The sequence below is a fragment of the Steroidobacter sp. genome, assembly GCF_036402275.1.
Lineage (GTDB): Bacteria > Pseudomonadota > Gammaproteobacteria > Steroidobacterales > Steroidobacteraceae > Steroidobacter.
The window spans coordinates 332,644-352,640 of sequence record NZ_DASWTF010000013.1; the positions used below are offsets into that span (position 1 = coordinate 332,644).

Annotated in this window: 18 protein-coding genes; 7 read left to right on the forward strand and 11 right to left on the reverse strand. The window is 62.4% G+C overall.

Annotation, left to right across the window (positions count from 1 at the left end; genetic code table 11):
- Positions 1-84: 84 nt before the first annotated feature.
- The 5 genes from VGD45_RS06290 to VGD45_RS06310 all read right to left on the reverse strand — a co-directional run bounded on the left by VGD45_RS06290 (position 85) and on the right by VGD45_RS06310 (position 6,089).
- A complete protein-coding gene (locus VGD45_RS06290) occupies positions 85-894 on the reverse strand; it encodes an enoyl-CoA hydratase/isomerase family protein (protein WP_331154420.1) in 810 nt (269 codons plus the stop codon).
- A gap of 123 nt (positions 895-1,017) precedes the next feature.
- Positions 1,018-3,471 carry a 5-amino-6-(D-ribitylamino)uracil--L-tyrosine 4-hydroxyphenyl transferase CofH gene (gene cofH, locus VGD45_RS06295; protein WP_331154421.1) on the reverse strand — a complete coding sequence of 818 codons (2,454 nt, stop codon included), beginning with the start codon at positions 3,469-3,471 and terminating at the stop codon, positions 1,018-1,020.
- Positions 3,472-4,134, reverse strand: a complete 663-nt coding sequence (cofC, locus tag VGD45_RS06300) for a 2-phospho-L-lactate guanylyltransferase (protein WP_331154422.1) — start codon at positions 4,132-4,134, stop codon at positions 3,472-3,474.
- Positions 4,135-4,290: 156 nt separating this feature from the next.
- Positions 4,291-5,055 carry a LytTR family DNA-binding domain-containing protein gene (locus VGD45_RS06305; RefSeq protein ID WP_331154423.1) on the reverse strand — a complete coding sequence of 255 codons (765 nt, stop codon included), beginning with the start codon at positions 5,053-5,055 and terminating at the stop codon, positions 4,291-4,293.
- Positions 5,056-5,057: 2 nt separating this feature from the next.
- Positions 5,058-6,089: a sensor histidine kinase gene (locus VGD45_RS06310; protein WP_331154424.1), complete on the reverse strand. Its 1,032-nt coding sequence runs from the start codon at positions 6,087-6,089 to the stop codon at positions 5,058-5,060.
- A gap of 146 nt (positions 6,090-6,235) precedes the next feature.
- Between VGD45_RS06310 and VGD45_RS06315 the strand changes: the two genes are divergently transcribed.
- The 5 genes from VGD45_RS06315 to VGD45_RS06335 all read left to right on the forward strand — a co-directional run bounded on the left by VGD45_RS06315 (position 6,236) and on the right by VGD45_RS06335 (position 13,578).
- Positions 6,236-7,099, forward strand: coding sequence for a cytochrome c (locus VGD45_RS06315; protein ID WP_331154425.1), 864 nt, complete (start codon positions 6,236-6,238; stop codon positions 7,097-7,099).
- 108 nt (positions 7,100-7,207) lie between these two features.
- Complete coding sequence (locus VGD45_RS06320; RefSeq protein ID WP_331154426.1) at positions 7,208-7,747, forward strand: sigma-70 family RNA polymerase sigma factor; 540 nt, start codon at positions 7,208-7,210, stop codon at positions 7,745-7,747.
- Between the two features lie 2 nt (positions 7,748-7,749).
- Complete coding sequence (locus tag VGD45_RS06325; RefSeq protein ID WP_331154427.1) at positions 7,750-8,802, forward strand: FecR family protein; 1,053 nt, start codon at positions 7,750-7,752, stop codon at positions 8,800-8,802.
- Positions 8,803-8,935: 133 nt separating this feature from the next.
- Positions 8,936-11,932, forward strand: coding sequence for a TonB-dependent receptor (locus tag VGD45_RS06330; protein ID WP_331154428.1), 2,997 nt, complete (start codon positions 8,936-8,938; stop codon positions 11,930-11,932).
- A complete protein-coding gene (locus tag VGD45_RS06335) occupies positions 11,932-13,578 on the forward strand; it encodes an FAD-dependent oxidoreductase (protein ID WP_331154429.1) in 1,647 nt (548 codons plus the stop codon). Before VGD45_RS06330 ends, VGD45_RS06335 begins: the two co-directional genes overlap by 1 nt.
- Positions 13,579-13,586: 8 nt before the next feature.
- Here the strand turns inward: VGD45_RS06335 and VGD45_RS06340 are convergent, their stop codons facing one another.
- On the reverse strand, positions 13,587-14,636 hold the full coding sequence (locus tag VGD45_RS06340; protein ID WP_331154430.1) for an alpha/beta hydrolase family protein: 1,050 nt from the start codon (positions 14,634-14,636) through the stop codon (positions 13,587-13,589).
- Between the two features lie 70 nt (positions 14,637-14,706).
- On the reverse strand, positions 14,707-15,090 hold the full coding sequence (locus VGD45_RS06345) for a DoxX family protein (protein ID WP_331154431.1): 384 nt from the start codon (positions 15,088-15,090) through the stop codon (positions 14,707-14,709).
- A 147-nt stretch (positions 15,091-15,237) separates the two neighbouring features.
- Between VGD45_RS06345 and VGD45_RS06350 the strand changes: the two genes are divergently transcribed.
- On the forward strand, positions 15,238-16,035 hold the full coding sequence (locus VGD45_RS06350) for an AadA family aminoglycoside 3''-O-nucleotidyltransferase (protein ID WP_331154432.1): 798 nt from the start codon (positions 15,238-15,240) through the stop codon (positions 16,033-16,035).
- 55 nt (positions 16,036-16,090) lie between these two features.
- Here VGD45_RS06350 and VGD45_RS06355 read toward each other — a convergent pair whose 3' ends face one another.
- Positions 16,091-17,374 (reverse strand): metal-dependent hydrolase family protein, encoded by a 1,284-nt coding sequence (locus tag VGD45_RS06355; protein ID WP_331154433.1) that lies wholly within the window; start codon positions 17,372-17,374, stop codon positions 16,091-16,093.
- 106 nt (positions 17,375-17,480) lie between these two features.
- Positions 17,481-18,113, reverse strand: a complete 633-nt coding sequence (locus VGD45_RS06360; protein ID WP_331154434.1) for a DUF1326 domain-containing protein — start codon at positions 18,111-18,113, stop codon at positions 17,481-17,483.
- A 138-nt stretch (positions 18,114-18,251) separates the two neighbouring features.
- On the opposite strand from VGD45_RS06360, the gene VGD45_RS06365 reads away from it, so the two are divergent.
- Complete coding sequence (locus VGD45_RS06365; protein ID WP_331154435.1) at positions 18,252-18,578, forward strand: antibiotic biosynthesis monooxygenase family protein; 327 nt, start codon at positions 18,252-18,254, stop codon at positions 18,576-18,578.
- A 6-nt stretch (positions 18,579-18,584) separates the two neighbouring features.
- Here the strand turns inward: VGD45_RS06365 and VGD45_RS06370 are convergent, their stop codons facing one another.
- Positions 18,585-19,145 carry a 3'-5' exonuclease gene (locus VGD45_RS06370; RefSeq protein WP_331154436.1) on the reverse strand — a complete coding sequence of 187 codons (561 nt, stop codon included), beginning with the start codon at positions 19,143-19,145 and terminating at the stop codon, positions 18,585-18,587.
- Positions 19,146-19,183: 38 nt separating this feature from the next.
- Positions 19,184-19,957: an alpha/beta hydrolase-fold protein gene (locus VGD45_RS06375; protein WP_331154437.1), complete on the reverse strand. Its 774-nt coding sequence runs from the start codon at positions 19,955-19,957 to the stop codon at positions 19,184-19,186.
- Positions 19,958-19,997: the final 40 nt, after the last annotated feature.

Consider the following 19,997-nt stretch of genomic DNA (forward strand, 5'->3'; position numbering starts at 1 on the left):
CTTGCACCGGGGTCGAACTTTTGCGGAGGAAAATAGTAGTCCGGGGCCGCATCGACTACCATATCCCTTGCAACAGCCGGCTGCTCAACCGCCGTTGGGCTTGCTCGGATCCCGGCAGAAGACGGGCCGGCGTTTCTCCTGGATCGCCTTGACGGCTTCGCGGTGGTCGGCGGAGCGTGCGGTCACGGACTCGTACGCGATACCGGCATCCATCACCGCGTGAGCAACGCGCTTCAGCTCGAGATTGAGCAGCACTTTGGTCCAGCGAATCGCGTTCATGGAGCCGTGCTGCAGACGATTACAGAAGCCAACGACGGCGTCGTCCAGCTGGCTCGGCGCCACGCAATGATTGACGAGCCCGATCTGCTCCGCCTGTTTGGTGCTCATGGTCTCGCCGGTGAGCAGAAATTCCTTGGCGCGGCCCAGTCCGATGCGCTGTGCCCAGATCGCCGCGCCACCGTCGCCGGCGACCAGGCCGACGCAGACGTGCGGATCGCCGATCTTCGCGCCATCGACTGCATAGATCACATCGCAGAGCAGGGCCAGCGTCGCGCCCAGGCCGACGGCCGTGCCGTTCATTTTGCAAATCAGCGGTTTGTCCAGATCGAGCATGGCGAACACGATGCGCTTGGCGATGCGTGCTTCGTGATCGAAGCGCTCGGGCGCGGCGGCGTTGCGCGCCAGGTGCTCAATATCGCCGCCGGCGCAGAACGCCCGCCCGGCGCCGGTCAATATGACGATATCGGACTGCTCGTCGATCGCGGCGAAATTGAATGCGTCCGCCAGCTCGTCGTGCATTTCCAGGTTGACGGCGTTGAGCACGTCGGGCCGGTTCAGAGTAATGGTCAGGACTCGATCTTTTCTGGTCAGTGCCAGCGTGCTGTAGCTACGCACGTGTGTCGCTCCTAGAATTTGGCTCGAATGGAAACGCCCATCGCTGCCGGAGTTCCCAAGCCCGCGCCGATGCCGGTGGCGTTAGCCTGCGCCATGGTGCGGTACCCCCAGTCGGTGACGTTATCACCGTACACGGCCAAGGTGTAGCGGTCCGACGTCCCTGCGTACATCCCGCGCCGTGTCGACCGGAGTTCGCGCGCAGGGTGCGTTGTATAGCTCGTGGAGCGGCGGGGAGCGCTCGGCGCAGGCGATTCGGTCTGCGTTCGCATCACCATAGAGTGTGGTCCGCTGTCGATGCGGCCGACCCAGCGCGCGGATGAGCTCCTGCATCTGGGCGGGCGCCAGTTCCTGGCCGTGAACGGAGCCGGCGGCGCGACTGATCGATTCGTTCATCAGCGTGCCCCCCAGATCGTTCGCGCCCGCCTGCAAACAACGCTGCGCCCACTGCGGACCGAGCTTCACCCACGAAGCTTGCACATTGCGAATGAACGGATGTAGCACCAGCCGCGCGACCGCATGCATGAGCAAAGCTTCACGCAGCGTGGGGCCCTGGCGGGCGCGGCCGCGAAGATACATTGGGGCTTCCATGTGAACGAAGGGCAGCGGCACGAACTCAGTGAAGCCACCGGTCTGCTGTTGCAATTGCCGCAGTAACAACAGGTGACGCGCCCAATGCTCGTATCCGTCAATGTGCCCGAACATGATGGTCGACGTGGTCGGCAGCGCAGCGCGATGCGCCTGGGCGACCACGCTGAGCCATTCCTGCGTGCCGAGCTTGTCAGGCGCGAGGTCGCGACGGACCTCATCGTCCAGAATCTCCGCGGCAGTCCCTGGTAAAGAGCTCAGGCCGGCCAGCTTGAGCTCATCGAGAAACTCGCCGACGGAAATGCCCAAAGTCCTGGCTCCGTGGCTGACTTCGAGCGGCGAGAACGCGTGAATGTGGATCTCGGGCTGGGCCTGCTTCGCTTTGCGACAGATTTCCAGATACGTGTGACCGGTGAAAGAGGGGTGGATCCCACCTTGCATGCATACTTCGGTGCCACCACGCTCCCAGGCTTCGCGAACACGCCGTTGTATCTCATCGTGGTCCACGAGATACGGCGCGCCACGCAGATGCTCATGCGTCCGCCCCTTTGAGAACGCGCAGAAGCCGCACTTGTACAAGCAGATATTGGTGTAGTTGATGTTGCGAACGACCGCATACGTCACCGTATCGCCTACGGTCTGCTGGCGTAGTGCATCGGCCGTTTCGCAGACACGGACGAAATCAGCGCCACGAGCAGTGAAAAGCTCTGCGATCTCGCACTCGGTAAGTTGTACGCCCGAGGCGGCTCGCTCGATCAGCCCAGTCATATTCGCCGCACGCGGCGTGGCCATCAGCGGTACGTCGCGCAGGTCATCAGCATTGGCCGGCTCGGCTGCGCCGGCATGCCAACAGCCAACACGTGCCCACCCTGCGCCATCCGAGAGCCGCAGTATCGAACCCCGCACCTCATCCGCAATCCATTCGCCGTGAGCTTGAACATATCGTGGATACACGGTGAGCCGCTCGACCAGGTCACATCCTGCTCGCGCCGTCTCCGCTGCCAGTCGGTCGAGATGGGGCCAAGGCGCTTCCGGGTTCACGTGGTCTGGCGTGAGCGGCGACACGCCGCCCCAATCGTTGATGCCGGCGGCGATGAGCTCTGTCAGATCGCCGCCATACAAATTGGGCGGCGCTTGTATGCTCATGTGAGGACCGAAGATCAAGCGGGCAGCAGCCACCGTCCAGCACAAGTCATCACTGGAGGGTTCCGGCGCGCGCTGCATCTTCGTGCCAGGCTTGGCGCGGAAATTCTGGATGATGATCTCCTGAAGGTGGCCATAGCGATCGGACAATTCACGCAGGGCCAATAGCGCATCGATGCGTTCGCGCCGCGTCTCGCCGATGCCGATCAGGATGCCGCTGGTCATGGGAATCCGAGCTTCGCCGGCCAGGCGCAATGTTTCCAGACGTCGAGCGGGCAGCTTATCCGGAGATCCAAAGTGCGGACCGCCGCGCTCGCAGAGCCGCTCTGCCGCCGACTCCAGCATGATGCCCATCGAGGGAGCCACGTGACGGAGTCGGGCGAGATCGTCGGCGCTCATCAGCCCGGGATTGAGGTGAGGCAGCAGCCCCGTCTCGCGCAACACCAGCCCCGCCACGTGTTCGAGATAAGCCAGGGTCGTGGCAAAGCCCAATGCAGACAGCGCTTCGTGCGCCCGCGCATAACGCAGCTCCGGCCGATCGCCCAGAGTGAACAGTACTTCCTTACAGCCGAGCGCGGCTCCCTCTCGCGCGATCCGTAACACATCCTCTGGTTCGAGATACGGCTTCGCCAGGCGACCTGGTGTTTGGGCGAACGTGCAGTAGTGACAAACGTCGCGGCACAACTGCGTCAGCGGCACGAACACCTTACGTGAATAGCTGACGCAACTGCCCCAGCCGCGCTCGCGGAGCGCAGACGCAGCCGTCGAGAGAGCGCGCCAATCCGAATGGTCCAACAGTGCATGACACTGTCTTGGAGTAGGGCGCCCTTCGAGCCGCTCCGGCGTCATTCACCCTCCCGCCGCCACAGTGCGTTCATCGAGCAGGTCCATCGAACCGTCGCCGCCGTGCAGACGCAGATATTCAAGGTCATCGGCGCAATCCAAGTCGAGCGCAAGCGCGTCGATCTCCACGACGCGCGCAGCCACACTTACTGCCTGGGCTGCCGCCACATGCCGTTCGAAACTGCGCTGACCGAAGTGCGGCGAAATGACCAGCGGCGGCGTGCAGAGCAAGGCATTGGTGCCATCGCGATGGCAGTCGGGCGCGAGCACGACATTTGGACTCGCATCCGCGGCGCCGAACAGCTCCTCGATGGCAGCTTCGGAGATCAATGGCAGATCGCCCGGCAGCATCAGCACGCGAGCAGGGTGCTCGGCCTGCAAACGGTGCAAGGCCAACTCCAGCGCGGGCGCCATGCCGACATCGATGGTTTGTAGGATTGGCACTGCGCCCAACGTCCGGGCGAATGACGCGATCTCACGACTGGAGGTGACGACGCCAACCGCGTCGATGCGATCGCTTTCCCGCAAGGCGCGGATCACCCGCCCGGCGAGCGCAAAAAACAGTTGGACTCGCCGCCGAGGGTCGAGAACCTCGGCAAGTCTCGATTTGGCGTGGTGACTGGCCTTGAGCGGCACCAGTGCCCACGTTGGCGCGCGCATCTGTGTCATAGGCTCGTTCGAGGCGGGCCTGCCGTAATCGTCGCAATCGCGGTCTTGTAGAAAGCACCCTGATAGGTCAGTTGTTCCTCGGTCCACAGCCGGCAATCAAATCGAGCAGCGTGTACGTCCTGCCGCCAATGGACGGCAGCACATTCGCCGGCGTGGTCAACGCGCCAGTCGGCGAATTTCCTGGGAGCGAGCGCGACTCACCGGGACTGCCGCGCCATCTTTCATGCGCACTTCGAGTCGTGAATCGTCCAGCGCGAGCAACCGATCGACGCGATCGAAGTTCACGATGTGCGAGCGGTGCACTCTGAGAAAAGGCGGGTTCGGAAGGCGCTCCTGCAAGCGGCTGAGCGTGATGGCGACGAGATGCCGCCGACTGAGCGCATGAATCACCACGTAGTCGTCGGCAGCTTCGACCCTGTCGATGTCGGCGATGTTCACAGGAATGAACGCGTTGCCGTCTCGAACCACGATGCGGTTGGCGGGTTCGGAGGCGGCAGGCGTAGTCAGGATCATGCGGGCGCGCTCCAGCTGAGCGGCCCCGTCACGTGCCTGCACGACTTTGCGTGCGCGCTCCAGTGCCGTCACGAAACGGCCTGCGCCGAAGGGCTTGAGCAGATAGTCCACGGCTTCGAGCTCGAACGCACTCACGGCGTAGTGATCGTGCGCGGTGGTGAAGATTACTGCCGGCATCGTGGTCATTCTTTGCAGGCGGGTGACGACGTCGATGCCGGACAATTCGGGCATCTGGATGTCCAGGAACAAAACATCCGGCTGCAGGTGTGAGATCCGGTCGAGCGCGGCGACGCCGTCCTCCACTTCGCCGACACATCTTGCCCAGGGAACGTCGGCGAGCAATGTGACGAGCTTGCGCCGCGCGAGCGGCTCGTCGTCCACGATCATGGCTGTTATGAGTTCCTCCATGGTCAGACTCGCACGGGCAATTGCAGTTTCACCGTGAATCCGGTTCGCGGCTGAGTTATGACATCCAGCGCACTCGTATGCGGGAAGCGCGCTTTGAGCTGACGTGCCACGGCGCTCAGTCCCAAGCCGGAAGCTCGTGAGAGTACGTCGGGCTGCGCGCCGTTGCCGTCGTCCGCAACTTCGATGAGTAGGTGTGAAGAGGAGAGACGCGTCGACAGTCGGATGGTGGCTCCTTCGCGACGCGGCGCAACGCCATGGCGCACGGCGTTCTCGACCAGCGGTTGTAACAAGAGCGGTGGAATGGCGAGCTCCAGAGATTCCGGATCGATGTCCTCTTCGACACGCAGCCGATGGCACAGGCGCAGCTTCTCGATGGCGAGATAGTTACGCACGAAATGAAGTTCTTGTTCGAGCGACACCTCGGCCATCGCATCCCGCTCCACATTCAGCACATATCGCATCAGCTCGCCAAATTGCTCTAGCGCATCTTGTGTGGCTACTGGATCTTCGCGGGCCAGCTGCGTGAGTGAATGAAGCGTGTTGAACAAGAAGTGAGGGTTGAGCTGCGCACGCAGCGCCAGTAGTTCCGCTTTGGTCGCGGCCAACTCTTTCTCACGCAGGCGAGCTTGTATTTCCGCCGCATAAGCGAGCACGCCGTAGCCAATCAGGCCCCAGGCGAATTGCCACACGGCGCCGTCGCTCAGGAATGGAGTGAGCCACTCAGGATGTGAGAAGTAGACGAGCACGCAGAAGGCGCTGACCCAGGCGGCGCTGAATGCGACTGCAGTGACGACATGAAGCGCGAGCGCGTGAAGGACTGGCTCGTCACGTTTTCTCCTCAGCAACAATCGCCACACCACGCGACCCAGCAGCACGCACGGCGCGACGAATCCGATAGCTGCGACGGCGGCTTCGAGCCAGGAGAGCTGTTCGATTCGATACACCACTGTGAGCGCAACGACGGTGGCGAGCACCGCCAGGCCCCAACGCATCGAGCTGCGCTGGGAGCCCTCGAAAGTTTGGCTGGATCGCATATCCACCTCTCGCCCGGCAAGGTAAGGCGGCTTCGCCGTGAAGGGAAGGGAGTTCGCCGCCGGATTTTGCCATTCACCGAATATCGCTGTGCGACCGACGCCGCGCTCGGCAGGCTGCGCGTGCTATGGGAGCGGAGGTCGTCCAGTTGAGTACGGCGCTCAGGCCATTGATTTGTTTGTTGCTCGTCGCGTTGCTGAGCGCGTGCGCTTCGCAGCCGATCGTTGTTTCGAGTTTCGGTATCCATGCTACGACTCGCCCCGAAGTCATCGAGCGCGGTCGTTATCTCGTTTATGGCCCGGCGCACTGTGCCGAGTGCCATGGGGCCGATCTGTCGGGCGGCCGTGAGTTTGCCTCGAATGGTTTGTTCGGCCGGGTCATCGCGCCGAATCTGACCACCGATCCGATTGCTGGGCTGGGTGATGTCAGCGACGACGCGTTGGTGCAGAGCTTGCGCTACGGCGTGTCCCGGCATGGGCGGCCGATGCTTCCTTACATGGTGTACTTCGCTCTTGCGGACGACGATCTGCAAGCCATCGTTTCTTTTCTGCGTACGGTGCCGGCCGTTCCAGGCGTGGCTCCTCAGGATGGGTTGAGCGCATTGGGACGTTTCAGCGTGCAACACCTGCTGCCTCGTCAGCTACCCACCGAACGCCCATCGGAGCACGTCGAGCCGGGAAGGAACGCGGAGTACGGTTCTTATCTCGCTGACGCGGTGGCCGTGTGTCGAGGTTGTCACACGCGACGACGCTGGAACGGCACGTTCACCGGCACGCCCTATGCGGGTGGCACGAAAATCCGCGGCGAGAGCGGTGAGTTCATCGCGCCGAATCTCACGCCGGGGCCGGAGGGCGTCCTGAACAGCGACTCCGAACAGAACTTCATAGATCGATTTCGTCGCACCGGTCCGTCGAAGCAGGGCTCGCCCATGCCCTGGTCCTCTTATGCCCGCATGTCCGACATGGAGCTCGGTGCGATCTATCGTTACCTGCGCTCGCTGCCGCCGGGTTGAGCGACTCCGAGCGGAACCCCTAAACTCCGCTGGCGGTTTTCCGCCCCACGCGCGTTCTTATTCTTTATGGCGGGATGCGCCGGGTAGCCGTGGGAGATCAGGGTCGAGATGGATGCGCCGAGACAGGCACACCGCTCCGAAGGCGCGGAATCAGAGCACATAGCACTGCTTTCGACGCAGTTTCGACCGGCGCTACGCCGGTTCTTCAGCAAGCGGGTCAAAGAACAGCACGAGATCGACGATCTGGTGCAGGACGTGTTCGTGCGTCTGGTGCGCAAGGTCAACGCCGACGGCTCGCAGATCGTGGCCGGTTATGTCTTCCAGACCGCGCAAAGCGTGCTCAACGACTGGCTGCGCAAGCGTCAGGTGCGGCAGGCGACCGCCCACGAGGATATCGAGCTCGACCAGCCCGATCTCAAGGATGATTCCACGCCCGAGCGCGTTCTAGTAGGTAAGCAGAGCCTGGCGAAGGCCACGGCGGCCGTGCTGGAACTGCCAGAAGTCACGCGCACGATTTTTCTTCTGCGCCGGCTCGAGGGCATGCGCTACAGCGACATCGCGAAGCGTCTGGGAATGCCGATGAGCACGGTCGAGAAGCACATGGCTCGCGCAGTGGCCCATCTCGATTTGCGTCTGAACGGGAAGTAAAGATGCGAGCTCGCCCCGTCCCAACAGATCTTTCACCCGCCGAAGCGGCCGCGCGCTGGGCCGTGCGCATGGATGCCGACAGTGTGACAGACGAGGAACGCCGCGCCTTCGAGGCATGGCGCGATCGTTCACCCGAGAACGCCGCTGCCTACGAGCGAGCCGCCGCGTCGATGCGCGTATTCGATGACGCGCAGGACGATCAGCACCTCGATGCTTTGCGCCGGGCGGCGCTTCGCTATCAGCCGGAGCGGCGGTTGTTCGGCGCGAAGTCGATTGCGGCCGGCATCGTGCTGGCGGTCATCGGCGTCACGGCGCTGATCGCATTCGGTGGCGGACCCAATCTCTTCAAGAATGTGCCGGTTGCCTCTCTCTATGAGAAAGGCGTCGCCGATTACGTGACCCGGCGCGGCGAGAAGCTGGATGTGACTCTGCCGGACGGCTCCGCCATCACGCTCAACACCGATACGGATCTGGACGTCGTCTTCGACGGCCGGCATCGGACTGTCGAAGTGCTGCGCGGTCAGGCGTTCTTCAACGTCGCCAAAGATCCATTGCGGCCGTTCATCGTCGTCGCCGGCGGCAAGCAGATCGTTGCGGTTGGAACAGCGTTCGACGTGCGGCTCGACGAGGAGCGCGTCGAAGTGCTGCTCGTCGAAGGCCGCGTGGTGGTCGAGAACGTGACGCAAGCAGGCTCGGCTGCGCCTCCGGCCCAGGCGGCCGAGGCCAGCATTCATATGAACGCTGGCGAGACCCTGGTTGCGACCGACAAAGAAGTCGTGCATAAGCCGGCCCCGGACGCGGATCGCCTGCTCAAGTGGCGCGACGGGCTGATCGAATTCGACAACACTTCTCTGACCGAAGCCGTCGAAGAGTTCAACCGTTACTCGGCGCAGACCATCAGCATCGAAGACCCGCAGCTCGGTCAGCTTCGAATCTCGGGCGTGTTCCGCACCAACAGCCAACGGAAGTTTCTGGAAGCAGTGACGAGTCTGCATCCGGTGGTGGTCGAGTATCGCGGCACGGATGAGTTCGCGCTCGTGGCTCGACGGCCATGAAGACGATTTACATGAGATTGCGTCATGACCCTGGCGGTTTTCTCCCGGTGTCGCGTTCTTTGGAATATTCGGATCGCCGCGGCAATCCGGATCTAACAGAGCCGTAGGCCATTCATTGCGATTTGGGGGAACCGTGCAAGAACACAAACAACTGATTTTACGGCGCGCAATCCGTCAATGGGCCACGGGTGGAGCGTGTGCGCTCGCCCTCATCGGCAACGCCTTCGCTCAGGTCAGCGAACAAACGACGATCGAGATCGAGAGCGGCAAGCTGGCGCAATCGTTGACCGCGCTGGGACGGCAGACGCGCACCGAGTTGGTGTTCGATCCCACCGTGGTGGCCGATCGGCAAGCACCGAGCGTGCGTGGCTCGATGACGGCCGATCAGGCGCTGGAATACTTGCTCTCGGGAACGGGCCTGCGCCATGAGCGAACGTCGTCCGATGTCGTGCTGGTGTTGGCGCAAGCCCCGGCAACTCAGTCAGTTCCGGCCGCCGCGCCCTCGGCCGAGGAATCCTCGAGTGGTGACGGCCAGGAAAGCGCGGCTGCGAGCGAGTCTGTGCTCGAACAAATCACGGTCGTGGGAATTCGCAAGTCGATTGCCGACGCGATCGAAGTGAAGCGCGACGCCACGCGCATCATGGACACGATCTCCGCCGAGGACATCGGCAAACTGCCCGATCAGAACGTCGCCGAGACGCTCAGTCGTATTCCAGGTGTGCAGGTGACGCGCGTCGAAGGCGAAGGCAAGTCCATCACCGTGCGCGGGCTCGGGCTGAACAAACTCCTGCTCAACGGCAAGAGCTTCATTGGCAGCGCTCGCAACGGCGATCCCAATCTCGCGGATGTTTCTCCGGAACTGCTCGCGGGCGTGGATGTGATCAAGGCGCCGTCGGCGGATCTGGTCGAAGGCTGGCTCGGCGCGGTCATCAACTTGCGCACCAAGCGACCGCTGGATCTCGAAGACTCGGTCATCTCCGGGCGTCTGCAGAGCTCGTATGCGGACCGCGCCGAAGAGTGGGGCGAGAAAGTCTCTGGCTTCATCGCGCACACCTTCGCCGATCGCAAGTTCGGCGTGCTGTTGAGCGGCTCCTATTCCGACTCGACGGGCGCGAGCGATATCTACCAGTCCGGCGGCTGGACGCAGGTGACCAACGTCGATGTGACGGGCGACGGCGTCAACGATACGTTCTTCCGTCCGCTGCGCTTGATGACCTGGTCGAATACTTATGAAGACGAGCGCTACTCGGTGAACGCTTCGGCGCAGTGGCGGCCCATCGACGACCTGACTTTCACGCTCGAAGGCGTGAAGTCCCGGCGTGACACCGACCGGGTTCGTTCGGTTCAACAGACCATTCTCAACAACAACATCACCAACGGCGTCATCGACGCGAGCGGCACGCTGGTCTCGGGTAATTTCTCGGGCGTGACGCTGCGTCCCATGCTTTATGGCGGCGACTCGTACTCGGACAACGAATACTTGAGCGCTAACGCCAACTGGAGCCGGGATCGCTGGACCGTGAATCTCAACGCCTCGGTCAGCGAAGGCGAGGGCGCGGGCCTGGGTGGCGATGGCGGCAACAACAATTCCGGCAACGACAACGTGCTCGTCACCCGCCAACGCGCCGGCAACATCGTGAATGTCGCGTACGACGCGGCAGGCTCGGATGTTTCGCCGAACTATGGCATCAACGCAAACTTCGACATCTTCGATCCGTCGCAGTACGAGGTGTACAGCACGTTCGATGTCGATTACGTCGCCGAGAACAAGGGCCACGACGCCGACTTCGACGTCGAATATCAGCTGGACGGATTCTTCACGTCGGTCAAGGTGGGCGCGCGCACCGAGACCATCGAAGTGTTCGGCGGCAATCCGCAGTCGAGCTATCCCGCGTTCTCGACCCACGATCCGACGCCGGGCAGCCCGTTGCTGGCAAGCGAAGTTCCGGGGCTGTCTTACACCGGGCTGCTGGGCGGAATGTTTCCTGGCGAGAGCGGTAGCTACCCTCGGCAGATCCTCACTGGCTCGGTGAGCTTCGACACCATCCGCAACGCGCTGGGTGCAACGCCGATTTCTTTCGACAGCACGGCAGCGAAGGCGACCATCAATCAGGTCGAGCAAACCACCGACGCGTTCTTTGCGATGGTGCGGTTTAGCACCGACGTGTTCGGTGTGCCGATGACGGGCGATCTGGGCGTGCGCCAGGTCAATGTCGATCGCGAATCGCTCGGTTATACCATCGTGGGCAATCAGGCCCTCCGGGCGCGGGCCGGCAAATCGTTTTCGGACACGCTGCCCAACCTCAATCTCATTTTCGACTTGCGCGACGATGTTCGGCTGCGATTCGCCGCTGCAAAGGTCGTGGCGCGTCCGGATCTGACCAGCACCGGCGTCGGCTTGTCGCTGCAGCCGGTTTCGATGACGGGCTCTTCGGGCAATCCGGATCTCGATCCGTTCCGCGCCACTCAGTTCGACACCACGGTCGAGTGGTACTTCGCGCCTGCCAGTCTGCTGGCCGCGGGCGTGTTCTATAAGGATGTTTCGGCGTTCACGACTTACTCGGAATCCGTCGAGGAACACCCGGAAGCGCCGAACAACACGCTCACCGGTCCCGCTGCGTACACCTATGTGATCGGCCGGCCGACCAACGGCAAGGACGGCAAGATCCAAGGCATCGAGCTCAACTATCAGCAGGCGCTGTCCATGCTGCCCGAGCCGTTCGATGGGTTCGGTTACGCAGTCACTTACACCTATGCGGACAGCGAGACGCCGGACATCGACGAACTGACGGGCAAGCGGAATCCGCTCAACAACTCATCCGAGCACAGCGCCAACGCGGTGGTCTATTACGAAAAGGGCCCGTTCAGCGGACGCGTCGCCTACAACTATCGCAGCGAGTACATGACCAATGGCGGCTCGATTGCGTCGGGCGGCGCGAACTGGGCGGATGCGCGTGGTCAGGTGGATGCGTCGGCGTCGTTCAGGATCAACGATAACTTCCAGCTCACGTGCGAGGGCGTGAATCTCACGCGCGCGATCAACAGTTTCTATCGCACTAATCCTGGCCGGCTCTATAGCTCGTATCTGGACGATCGCCGCATTTATTTCGGCGTGGCGGCGACGTTCTGATGATCTCTCGAATCGTTCTCGGCCTCTGTGCGTTGGGGTTGATCTCGGGCTGCGCCGGCACTGCTAAAGATACGCCGGCGGTGAGCGATCTGGTCGTGTACGGCTGCACGCCAGCCGGGTTGACCGCGGCCATCGCGGCGAAAGGCCGCGGTCGCAGTGTGACTCTGCTTTGTCGTGACGGTTACGTTGGCGGGATGACCACCAACGGTCTCGGCTGGGCCGACACCGGCAATCACGCCGCGATCGGCGGCATGGCGCGGCGGTTCTATCGAGATGTGAAGGCGCATTATCAAGCTGCGGGCTTCAAAGGCATCGCGACCTCGCAGTCAAAGACTGAAGGCGAAGAGGATGCGATGTGGGTGTTCGAGCCTCACGTCGCCGAGGCCATCTACATGCGCTGGCTGAAAGACGCCGGCATCGAGCCCGTGTTCAACGCCAAGTTGCGGCTCGATCCGAGTGCCGTGACCAAGCAGGGCAGCCGCATCGTCGCCATCGAAATGTTGGACGGCTCGCGTCACGAAGGCCGCATGTTTGTCGACGCTACTTATGAAGGCGACTTGATGGCCATGGCCGGCGTGACCTTCACGACCGGGCGGGAAGCGAACGCGGTTTACGGCGAGGATTACAACGGCGTGCAGACCGCCAACGCGGATCAACACAACTTCGAGCTGAACATCGACCCCTACGTGAAGCCGGGCGATCCCGCCAGCGGACTGGTGCCATTGATCGAGCCCGGCCCGCCGGCCGCGGACGGCTCCGGTGACCAGCGCATTCAAGCCTACAACTTTCGCTTGTGCATGACGAAGGACCCCACGATCCGCGCGCCGTTGCCGAAGCCGGCGGATTACAACCCGTGGACCTACGAGTTGCTGGGCCGCTATCTCGACGCCGGCTGGCGTCACAAATTCCGCAAGTACGATCCCATTCCAAATCACAAGACCGACGTCAACAACTACGGCGCAATCTCGACCGATTTCATCGGCGGCAACTACGACTATCCGACCGCGGGCTACGAGCGGCGTCGTGAGATCTTCGAGGCGCACAAGAGCTATCAGGCGGGTCTGCTATGGTTCCTGCAGAACGACCCTCGCGTTCCCGCCGACGTGCGCGAGTCAATGGCAGAGTGGGGACTGTGCGCCGACGAGTTCGTCTCCAACGACCACTGGCCGCGTGAAATGTACGTTCGCGAGGCGCGGCGCATGGTGTCCGATTTCGTCATGACCGAACGTCATCTGGAAGGCGAACTGCCGACGCCGCGCTCGGTCGGCTTGGGTTCCTACACGATGGACTCGCACAACGTGCAGCGCTACGTGACCTCGGACGGCTTCGCCCGCAACGAGGGCGACATTCAGATCCATCTCGATCGCACGTACGAAATCAGCTACGACGCCATCGTGCCCAAAGCCGACGAGGCGACCAACCTGTTCGTGCCGGTCGCGCTTTCCGCATCTCACATCGCCTATGGCTCCATTCGCATGGAGCCCGTCTTCATGATCCTCGGGCAATCCGCCGGCGAGGCCGCCGTCCTGGCCATCGAGAAAGCCAGTTCCGTGCAGAACGTTCCCTACGAAACATTGGCGCAGCGCCTGCGCGCCCAGGGGCAGCTCATCGATCCGGTCAGCGGCAAGTACGTGCCGGGTGGCTGATCGTCGATCTACTTCGTCCGAGCAATGCCATGCTCGGCGAGCCAGGCGGCGAGCACGCCGAAATACTCGGCGGCGTTGGGCCCTTCTCTCGACGAGAGCGCCGGGTCTATCTGGTCTTGCAACGAGACCGACGTGTTCATGGAATGATCCGCTCCGGCGATGACGGTCACATCGACGTTCGGATGCTCGGCGGCCTTGGCGCGCAATCGCTCGACGGACGTCTGCACCGGCACCCACGGGTCCGCGGATCCGTAGATCACGAGCGCCGGCTGCTTGACCTGGCTCAACGTCGCCAGCGGATCATGGCGAATCTCCTTCGCCCAGCGCGACTCGCCCGGGTCCTTGAAGGTCTTGCTCATGTATATGTATTGGAACCACGGCTTGGTCGCGGCGGCGTCCAGCAACGCCTGAGTGCTCGCCCGATCGCGTGTGCCGCGCATGAAGTCATCCAGCGCCGTCCGCACGGCGACGGCTTGATCGACGTCGGATTCGGAATAACCTCTGATGCGAAGGATGTTCGCCGACGCGAAAATCATCTGGACGTCCGGCGTCGTCATGGGCGCCGAAATCGAGACCGCGAAGGCCGCCTCGGGGCTTCGCGAGGCCGCGAGCAACGACAGCCAGCCGCCTTGACTCAGGCCCCAGAAGCCGATTCGTTTTGCATCGATGCGCGGGTCCTTCGCCAATGTTTTCTGGGCAGCGATGCCGTCGTCGGCCAGCATCGCATAGTCGCTGTCGGCCAATTTGCCGCTCGATGCTCCGCTGCCGCGCCGGTCGAACACGAAAACGGCGACGCCCAACGAGGGCAACATTTCGGTGACGTGCCGATACAAGGGGAGGTCTCGCGTCGGTGAGGACGCGGAATGGAACACGATCGCCAGCGGAGCCGGTCTGGCGGCTTTGGGCATATATAGAGTGCCGCTAAGCTTCGCCCCGCCACTGTCGATCGCTTTGGCTTCGACGTCGACCGATCGACTTGGCGCCGCACTCCAAAGGTGCGAGGGATTCGGCGCTGCCGAACCTTCGGCTGCCTGCAACGGCATCGTCACTGTCGCCATGGCGAGTGCTATCGAGAGGGTGATCCAGCGAGCACAGCAATCATTGCGCAAACTCTTCTCCCAGGCGTCGTTACTTTCCGTTGACACTGAACCGACCAGGGCCCATGAGCGCGATGGCGATGGCGGTGAATAGAAACATACCCTGCAACTCGAGCGCCCACCCGCCGGTTTTTCCTATCACGAACAGATCGGCTCGATGCGCGAGAGCGATCGCGAACAGCATGTTGATCGCGATCAACGCAGCGCCGATGCGGGAGTACCAACCGAGTAGGACGAGGACGGGGGCGACCACCTCGCCGACATAGACTCCATAGGTGACGAATGACGGCAGCCCGGCCGCGGTGACCATGCCCGACAGCCCGCCGACGCCGCCGATGAGCTTGGCGACGCCATGGAACAGAATGAGCGAGCCGAGCGCCAATCGCAGAATCAGCTTGCCAGTGCTCTCGTTCATGTGCGCCTCTCGTGGTGCAGCGGTTCGTGCGCGAATCTTACTCTTCCGTGCGCTTCAGTTCAGCCAGAGCGCCTGCAGCTTGCGGGACAGACGGTCTGTCCTGAGCCTTACAGTGCGCGCCGACGGCACTCAGATACAATCCCGCCCGTGAACGCTACTCTCCCGACCCCCGTCGCTTCGCAATTGTCCAAAGCTCGTGCGGTTCTCGAACGGCATCTGGACGGAACGATCCTTGCGATTCACTTGTTCGGCTCGGCTGTCGATGGCGGGCTCAGGCCGTTTAGCGATATCGACCTGTTAGTGACCGTGAGCGCGCCTCCGACCGAAGCCACGCGGCAGGCTCTGATGACGGAGCTTCTGACGGTCTCGGCTCCGCCTGGATCGGATGCTCATTTGCGACCTCTCGAGGTCACCGTCCTCGCGCAGTCGGAGGTCGTGCCGTGGCGATATCCGCCGCAACGTGAGCTCCAATTTGGCGAATGGCTGCGCGAAGACTTGCAGGCTGGTGTTTATGAGGCTCCAACCCTCGATCACGATTTAGCGATTCTTCTGACCAAGGCCCGCGATCACAGCGTCACGCTGCTGGGCCCCGACGCAGCGAACCTGTTCGACCCAGTTCCGCGTGCGGATCTCGTTCGATCGCTGCGTGACACTGTCGCGCAGTGGAACGTGCCCGAGGATTGGGCGGGTGATGAGCGCAACATCGTTCTGGCGCTCGCCCGCATCTGGTACACGGCCACGACCGGCCAGATTGCGTCAAAGGATGCAGCGGCCACTTGGCTGTTAGATCGGTTGCAAGGGGCGCATCGAATCGTGCTGAGCAAAGCCCTCGCGGCTTATCGTGGCGAGAAGCAAGATGATCTCGCGCGCCATCCCGCGGAAGTCGCTGCATTTGTGACCTACGCGAGACAAGCAATCGAGCATCTCTGCAGCGACCGTCCGTGACGCTCTGGTATCTCGGCGGAATTTTACATTCGGCGTTTCCGCGGAAACGTCCGAGCTACTTGGATTTGTACACCTCGCCGGCCTTCATCACGAACTGCACGTTTTCGAGCAGTTGAATGTTGGCGATGGGATCGCCCTCGACCGCGATGATGTCCGCGAAATAGCCGGGCGCGAGCGCGCCGATTTGATTCTTCAAGCCCAGCGCATCGGCGCCGACCAGCGTGGCGGCTTGGATCGCCTGCATCGGCGTCATGCCGTAGCGGACCATGATGGCCAGCTGCTTCGGGCTGTCGCCATGGCGGTGCACGCCGGTATCGGTGCCCATCGTCAGCTTGATGCCGAGCTTGACGGCCTTGCGGAAGTTTTCTCGCTGGATGGCGGCGACCTCCCGATCTTTGCGCAGAAACTCTTCCAGCTCGCCGCGCTTCGGTCCCTCGGTCTGCGTGTATTCGGTGTTGTAGATATCCATCGAGAGAAAAGTGCCGAACTTCCTGGCGAGCTGCAGACCTTCATCGTCGATGAGGCTGGCGTGCTCGACCGTGTCGACGCCGGCGCGAATCGCGACTTTGATGCCATCGGCGCCATGAGCATGCACCGCCACCTTGCGTCCGTGCATGTGCGCTTCGTCGATCAGCGCGGCGACTTCAGCCGCCGTGTATTGTTGAGCGCCAACTTTTGTGCCCTTGGAGAACACGCCGCCTGTGCCGCAGTATTTGATGAGATCCGCTCCGTATTTCACATTCCGTCGCACCACTCGCCGCACGCCATCAACGCTGTCCGCGACGCCGTCGGATTCATGCTCGAACTCTGGCGCCAGCATGTTGTCGTCGCAATGTCCGCCCGTGATGCCGAGCGCCGGGCCCGAGACGAGCATTCGCGGCCCGGGAACGTCGCCGTCGTTGATGGCGTCTCGCAAGGCGATGTCGGTATAGCCCGTGGCGCCCACGTCTCGAATCGTCGTGACGCCTGCCAGCAGCGTCGCCTTGGCATTCGCAGCGCCTTTCAGCGCCAGGCGAGGGTGGGACACCCCGTAGCCATGATAAGGCGGCAGCGTCGGATCCGACGTGACATGCGTGTGCGTGTCGATGAGGCCGGGCAACACCGTCGACCCCGATAGATCGATGATCTTCGCGCCGGCGGGAATGCTAACTGCACTGGCCGAACCAATCCCTTCGATCCGATCGCCGCGAACGATCAGCACCTGATCGCTGAGCACCTTGCCAGTGACGACATCGACCAGCCGGCCAGCGCGAATCGCACTCACCGGCCCTTCGGCCGCAAATGCCGTGTTAAAAGCGAGATGACCGGCGAGCAGCGCCGCGAGCAATGAACGCACCATGTTTATCCGTCAACTTCCACAAGGGGCGCGCATATTGCCACAGGGCGCGGCAACGGCGATCCCCCGGTATGCTAGCGCCCGTCGACGGACGGCCTTGTGACGTTTATTACGGCTGGTTCGACCACTGAATGGACGCGTAGAGGCCGTTCTTGCCTGAAGTATCCCAACGCATGCCGTGATCTCTGAACGTGTTGCCAGCGGCCCCGACTGCCAACGCCATCTTGTCGGGGCTGACCGGATGGCCGAGGTTCGCCCAGGTCTCGCCGCTCGGATGCATGGTCGGCAACGGATCGACGGACATATGCAAAATTCCCGGGATCTCCGCGGACCGCGTCTTGCCGTCGATCCGGAAGGCGATGGGGACTTTGCGCACTCCAAGGTGCTTGCCGATCAGCGGTGTGAATGCCGCCATGGGGCCGCCGGCCGCGCCAGTGAAGATTGCCGTTAAGGCTTCGGTCTGCGCGTCATCGGCGCGCTCATCGATATAGGCGGCGATGGACCAATCTCCGTCCGCCATGACGCCGGGCGAATGCAGGATGACGAAAACGTTGAGTCCGTCGAGCGCGATGTCGCCGTAATGGCCGCTTTCGACGTGGAAGATCAGCGGCACGTTGCAAAAGCCCTCGGTCGGCCGCGAGGTCAATGGCGGCGCCGCCGACACGAGGCACGGGCACACCACATCGCAACTGCAATTCTCGAAATATTCACCGGAAAGGCGCCATGGAATCTCGGTGGCCATCGCTCTCTCCCGCTGGGTTGAACCCCGGGGGAATGTTACGCCTCGGCACGCGAGGGGGCGAGGCCCGTTCATGTAGGCAACGCAGCCAAGCTGTAAACTGCACGCCCCCGTCGTCGTGGCTAATGGACTGAAGCTCTTATGATCATTCGCGAGTGGCGTGGCCGTGCGCTTCGAGACAAGGCCGGCGAGTACCCGACGCACTTTCGAAAAACCGTCGTACCGGAGCTGCGCAAGGTTCCTGGCTTTCTTGGGGCGACGCTGAGCAGACGGGAAGAGGGCGATCGGATCGAGTTCCTGGTGCTGTCCGGATGGGAATCCATGGAAGCCATCCGCGCGTTCGCGGGCGACAATCTCGATAAAGCGGTGGTCGAGCCGGGAGCGGTTGCCGCGTTGAGCGACTACGATCAAACAGTGCGTCACTACGAAGTGGTGGCGGACATCGATAATGCCCCAGAGACGGCGTGAAACCCGTCAGCGCGGGAGTTTCGCCGTTCCGAACACATACGGCAGCAGTCGCGCGATGTTTCTTGCATCGTCGATGCCGCGGTGATGCGAACCCTGGAATTCCATCTTCGCCATCCGCACGGCGTCGCCTAGCCCGGGCTTCTTCGATAGTCCCTGACGTTCGGCCATCAAACGCTTGACGTTGAGGTGCGGTGCGCTGATCGGGTAGGGAATCTTGTGGAACTCGCAGTCTTGTTTCAGCTGCTTGAGGTCGTAGTCGCCCCAGGAGCAGAACACGAAACTGTCGTAGCGGTATAGCCACTGTTTGAACTGTTGGATTGCCTCGCCAAACAGGGGCGCGGCGTCGACGTCCTTCTGCTCGATGGAGGTCAGCGAGATACAAAATGGCGTCAGTCTGGGATGCCGGACCGGGCGAATGAAGGTCTGGAATTCGCTCACGACTTCGAAGGTCTGCGCCTCGGCCATGACCGCGCCGATCTCGATGATCTCCATATGCTCGCGGGGCACGGTGCCCTTGTCACAGCACGTCGCCTCGAAGTCGATTACCAGGTAGCGTGCTGCCTGCATGTCTCGATCCATAACGTTTGCTTTTGTCGCCCAGCAGTTCAGCGTCGTCGCTGCGCGAACAGCCACTCCGGCAGCTCGCGCTCCGCGAATGCACGGGTCCACACGTTGTGACCTACGTCCGGGTATTCCGTATATCTGACCGATGGATTGACCGTGCGCAACGCGTCGACCATCTCGCGTGAGCGCAACGGGAGCACAGTGGCGTCCTTCGCGCCGTGGAACGCCCATACGACAACGCCCCGCGCCGAAAGAATCCGCTTCGTATCCCCGCCGCCGCACAATGGGACCGCAGCGGCGAACAGATCGGGATATCTCGCGATGAGGTCCCAGGCGCCAAAACCGCCGCGTGACTGACCGACGACGTACACCCGAAGCGCGTCGATAGGCAACTGCGAACGAAGTTGGTCCAGCAGTTCAACTAACGCGGCTACGTGAACCGATGGTTCATCGCTCGATGAGTGCCATGTCGCGTTCTCGGGAATCTGCGGTGCGAGCACAAATGCTGGATGCCGTTGTCGGAGGCTCGGTTCAATCCAGACGTGCGTGCCAAGCGCATTGCCGTCCACGATCTGCTTGCGATTGTCCGTGCCGGCGCCGCCGCTGCCGTGGAGATACAGAATCAGAGGCAACGTCTGGCCGCGCTGGGCCGAGCCCGGGGAATAAAGACGATACGGCAGGTTCGTCCCCGCCTTACTTCGATACTCGCCCGCCACGAAGCCATCGACGACTGAACTGTCGCTGGCGACGCTCGCAACTGGCGCCGAGACCAGTGCTATGAACAATGCCAGCAATGGAGTTGAAATCCGCTGCATGGCCGCCTTCATCCGGGCGCTAACCTTGCAGCGTGCTGGC

Coding starts and splice junctions, on each gene's coding strand:
- cofH (WP_331154421.1), bottom strand. CDS start 3,471: ATGACGCCGGAGCGGCTCGAAGGGCGCCCTACTCCAAGACAGTGTCAT.
- cofC (WP_331154422.1), bottom strand. CDS start 4,134: ATGACACAGATGCGCGCGCCAACGTGGGCACTGGTGCCGCTCAAGGCC.
- VGD45_RS06305 (WP_331154423.1), bottom strand. CDS start 5,055: ATGGAGGAACTCATAACAGCCATGATCGTGGACGACGAGCCGCTCGCG.
- VGD45_RS06310 (WP_331154424.1), bottom strand. CDS start 6,089: ATGCGATCCAGCCAAACTTTCGAGGGCTCCCAGCGCAGCTCGATGCGT.
- VGD45_RS06320 (WP_331154426.1), top strand. CDS start 7,208: ATGGATGCGCCGAGACAGGCACACCGCTCCGAAGGCGCGGAATCAGAG.
- VGD45_RS06325 (WP_331154427.1), top strand. CDS start 7,750: ATGCGAGCTCGCCCCGTCCCAACAGATCTTTCACCCGCCGAAGCGGCC.
- VGD45_RS06335 (WP_331154429.1), top strand. CDS start 11,932: ATGATCTCTCGAATCGTTCTCGGCCTCTGTGCGTTGGGGTTGATCTCG.
- VGD45_RS06340 (WP_331154430.1), bottom strand. CDS start 14,636: ATGGCGACAGTGACGATGCCGTTGCAGGCAGCCGAAGGTTCGGCAGCG.
- VGD45_RS06345 (WP_331154431.1), bottom strand. CDS start 15,090: ATGAACGAGAGCACTGGCAAGCTGATTCTGCGATTGGCGCTCGGCTCG.
- VGD45_RS06355 (WP_331154433.1), bottom strand. CDS start 17,374: ATGGTGCGTTCATTGCTCGCGGCGCTGCTCGCCGGTCATCTCGCTTTT.
- VGD45_RS06360 (WP_331154434.1), bottom strand. CDS start 18,113: ATGGCCACCGAGATTCCATGGCGCCTTTCCGGTGAATATTTCGAGAAT.
- VGD45_RS06365 (WP_331154435.1), top strand. CDS start 18,252: ATGATCATTCGCGAGTGGCGTGGCCGTGCGCTTCGAGACAAGGCCGGC.
- VGD45_RS06370 (WP_331154436.1), bottom strand. CDS start 19,145: ATGCAGGCAGCACGCTACCTGGTAATCGACTTCGAGGCGACGTGCTGT.
- VGD45_RS06375 (WP_331154437.1), bottom strand. CDS start 19,957: ATGCAGCGGATTTCAACTCCATTGCTGGCATTGTTCATAGCACTGGTC.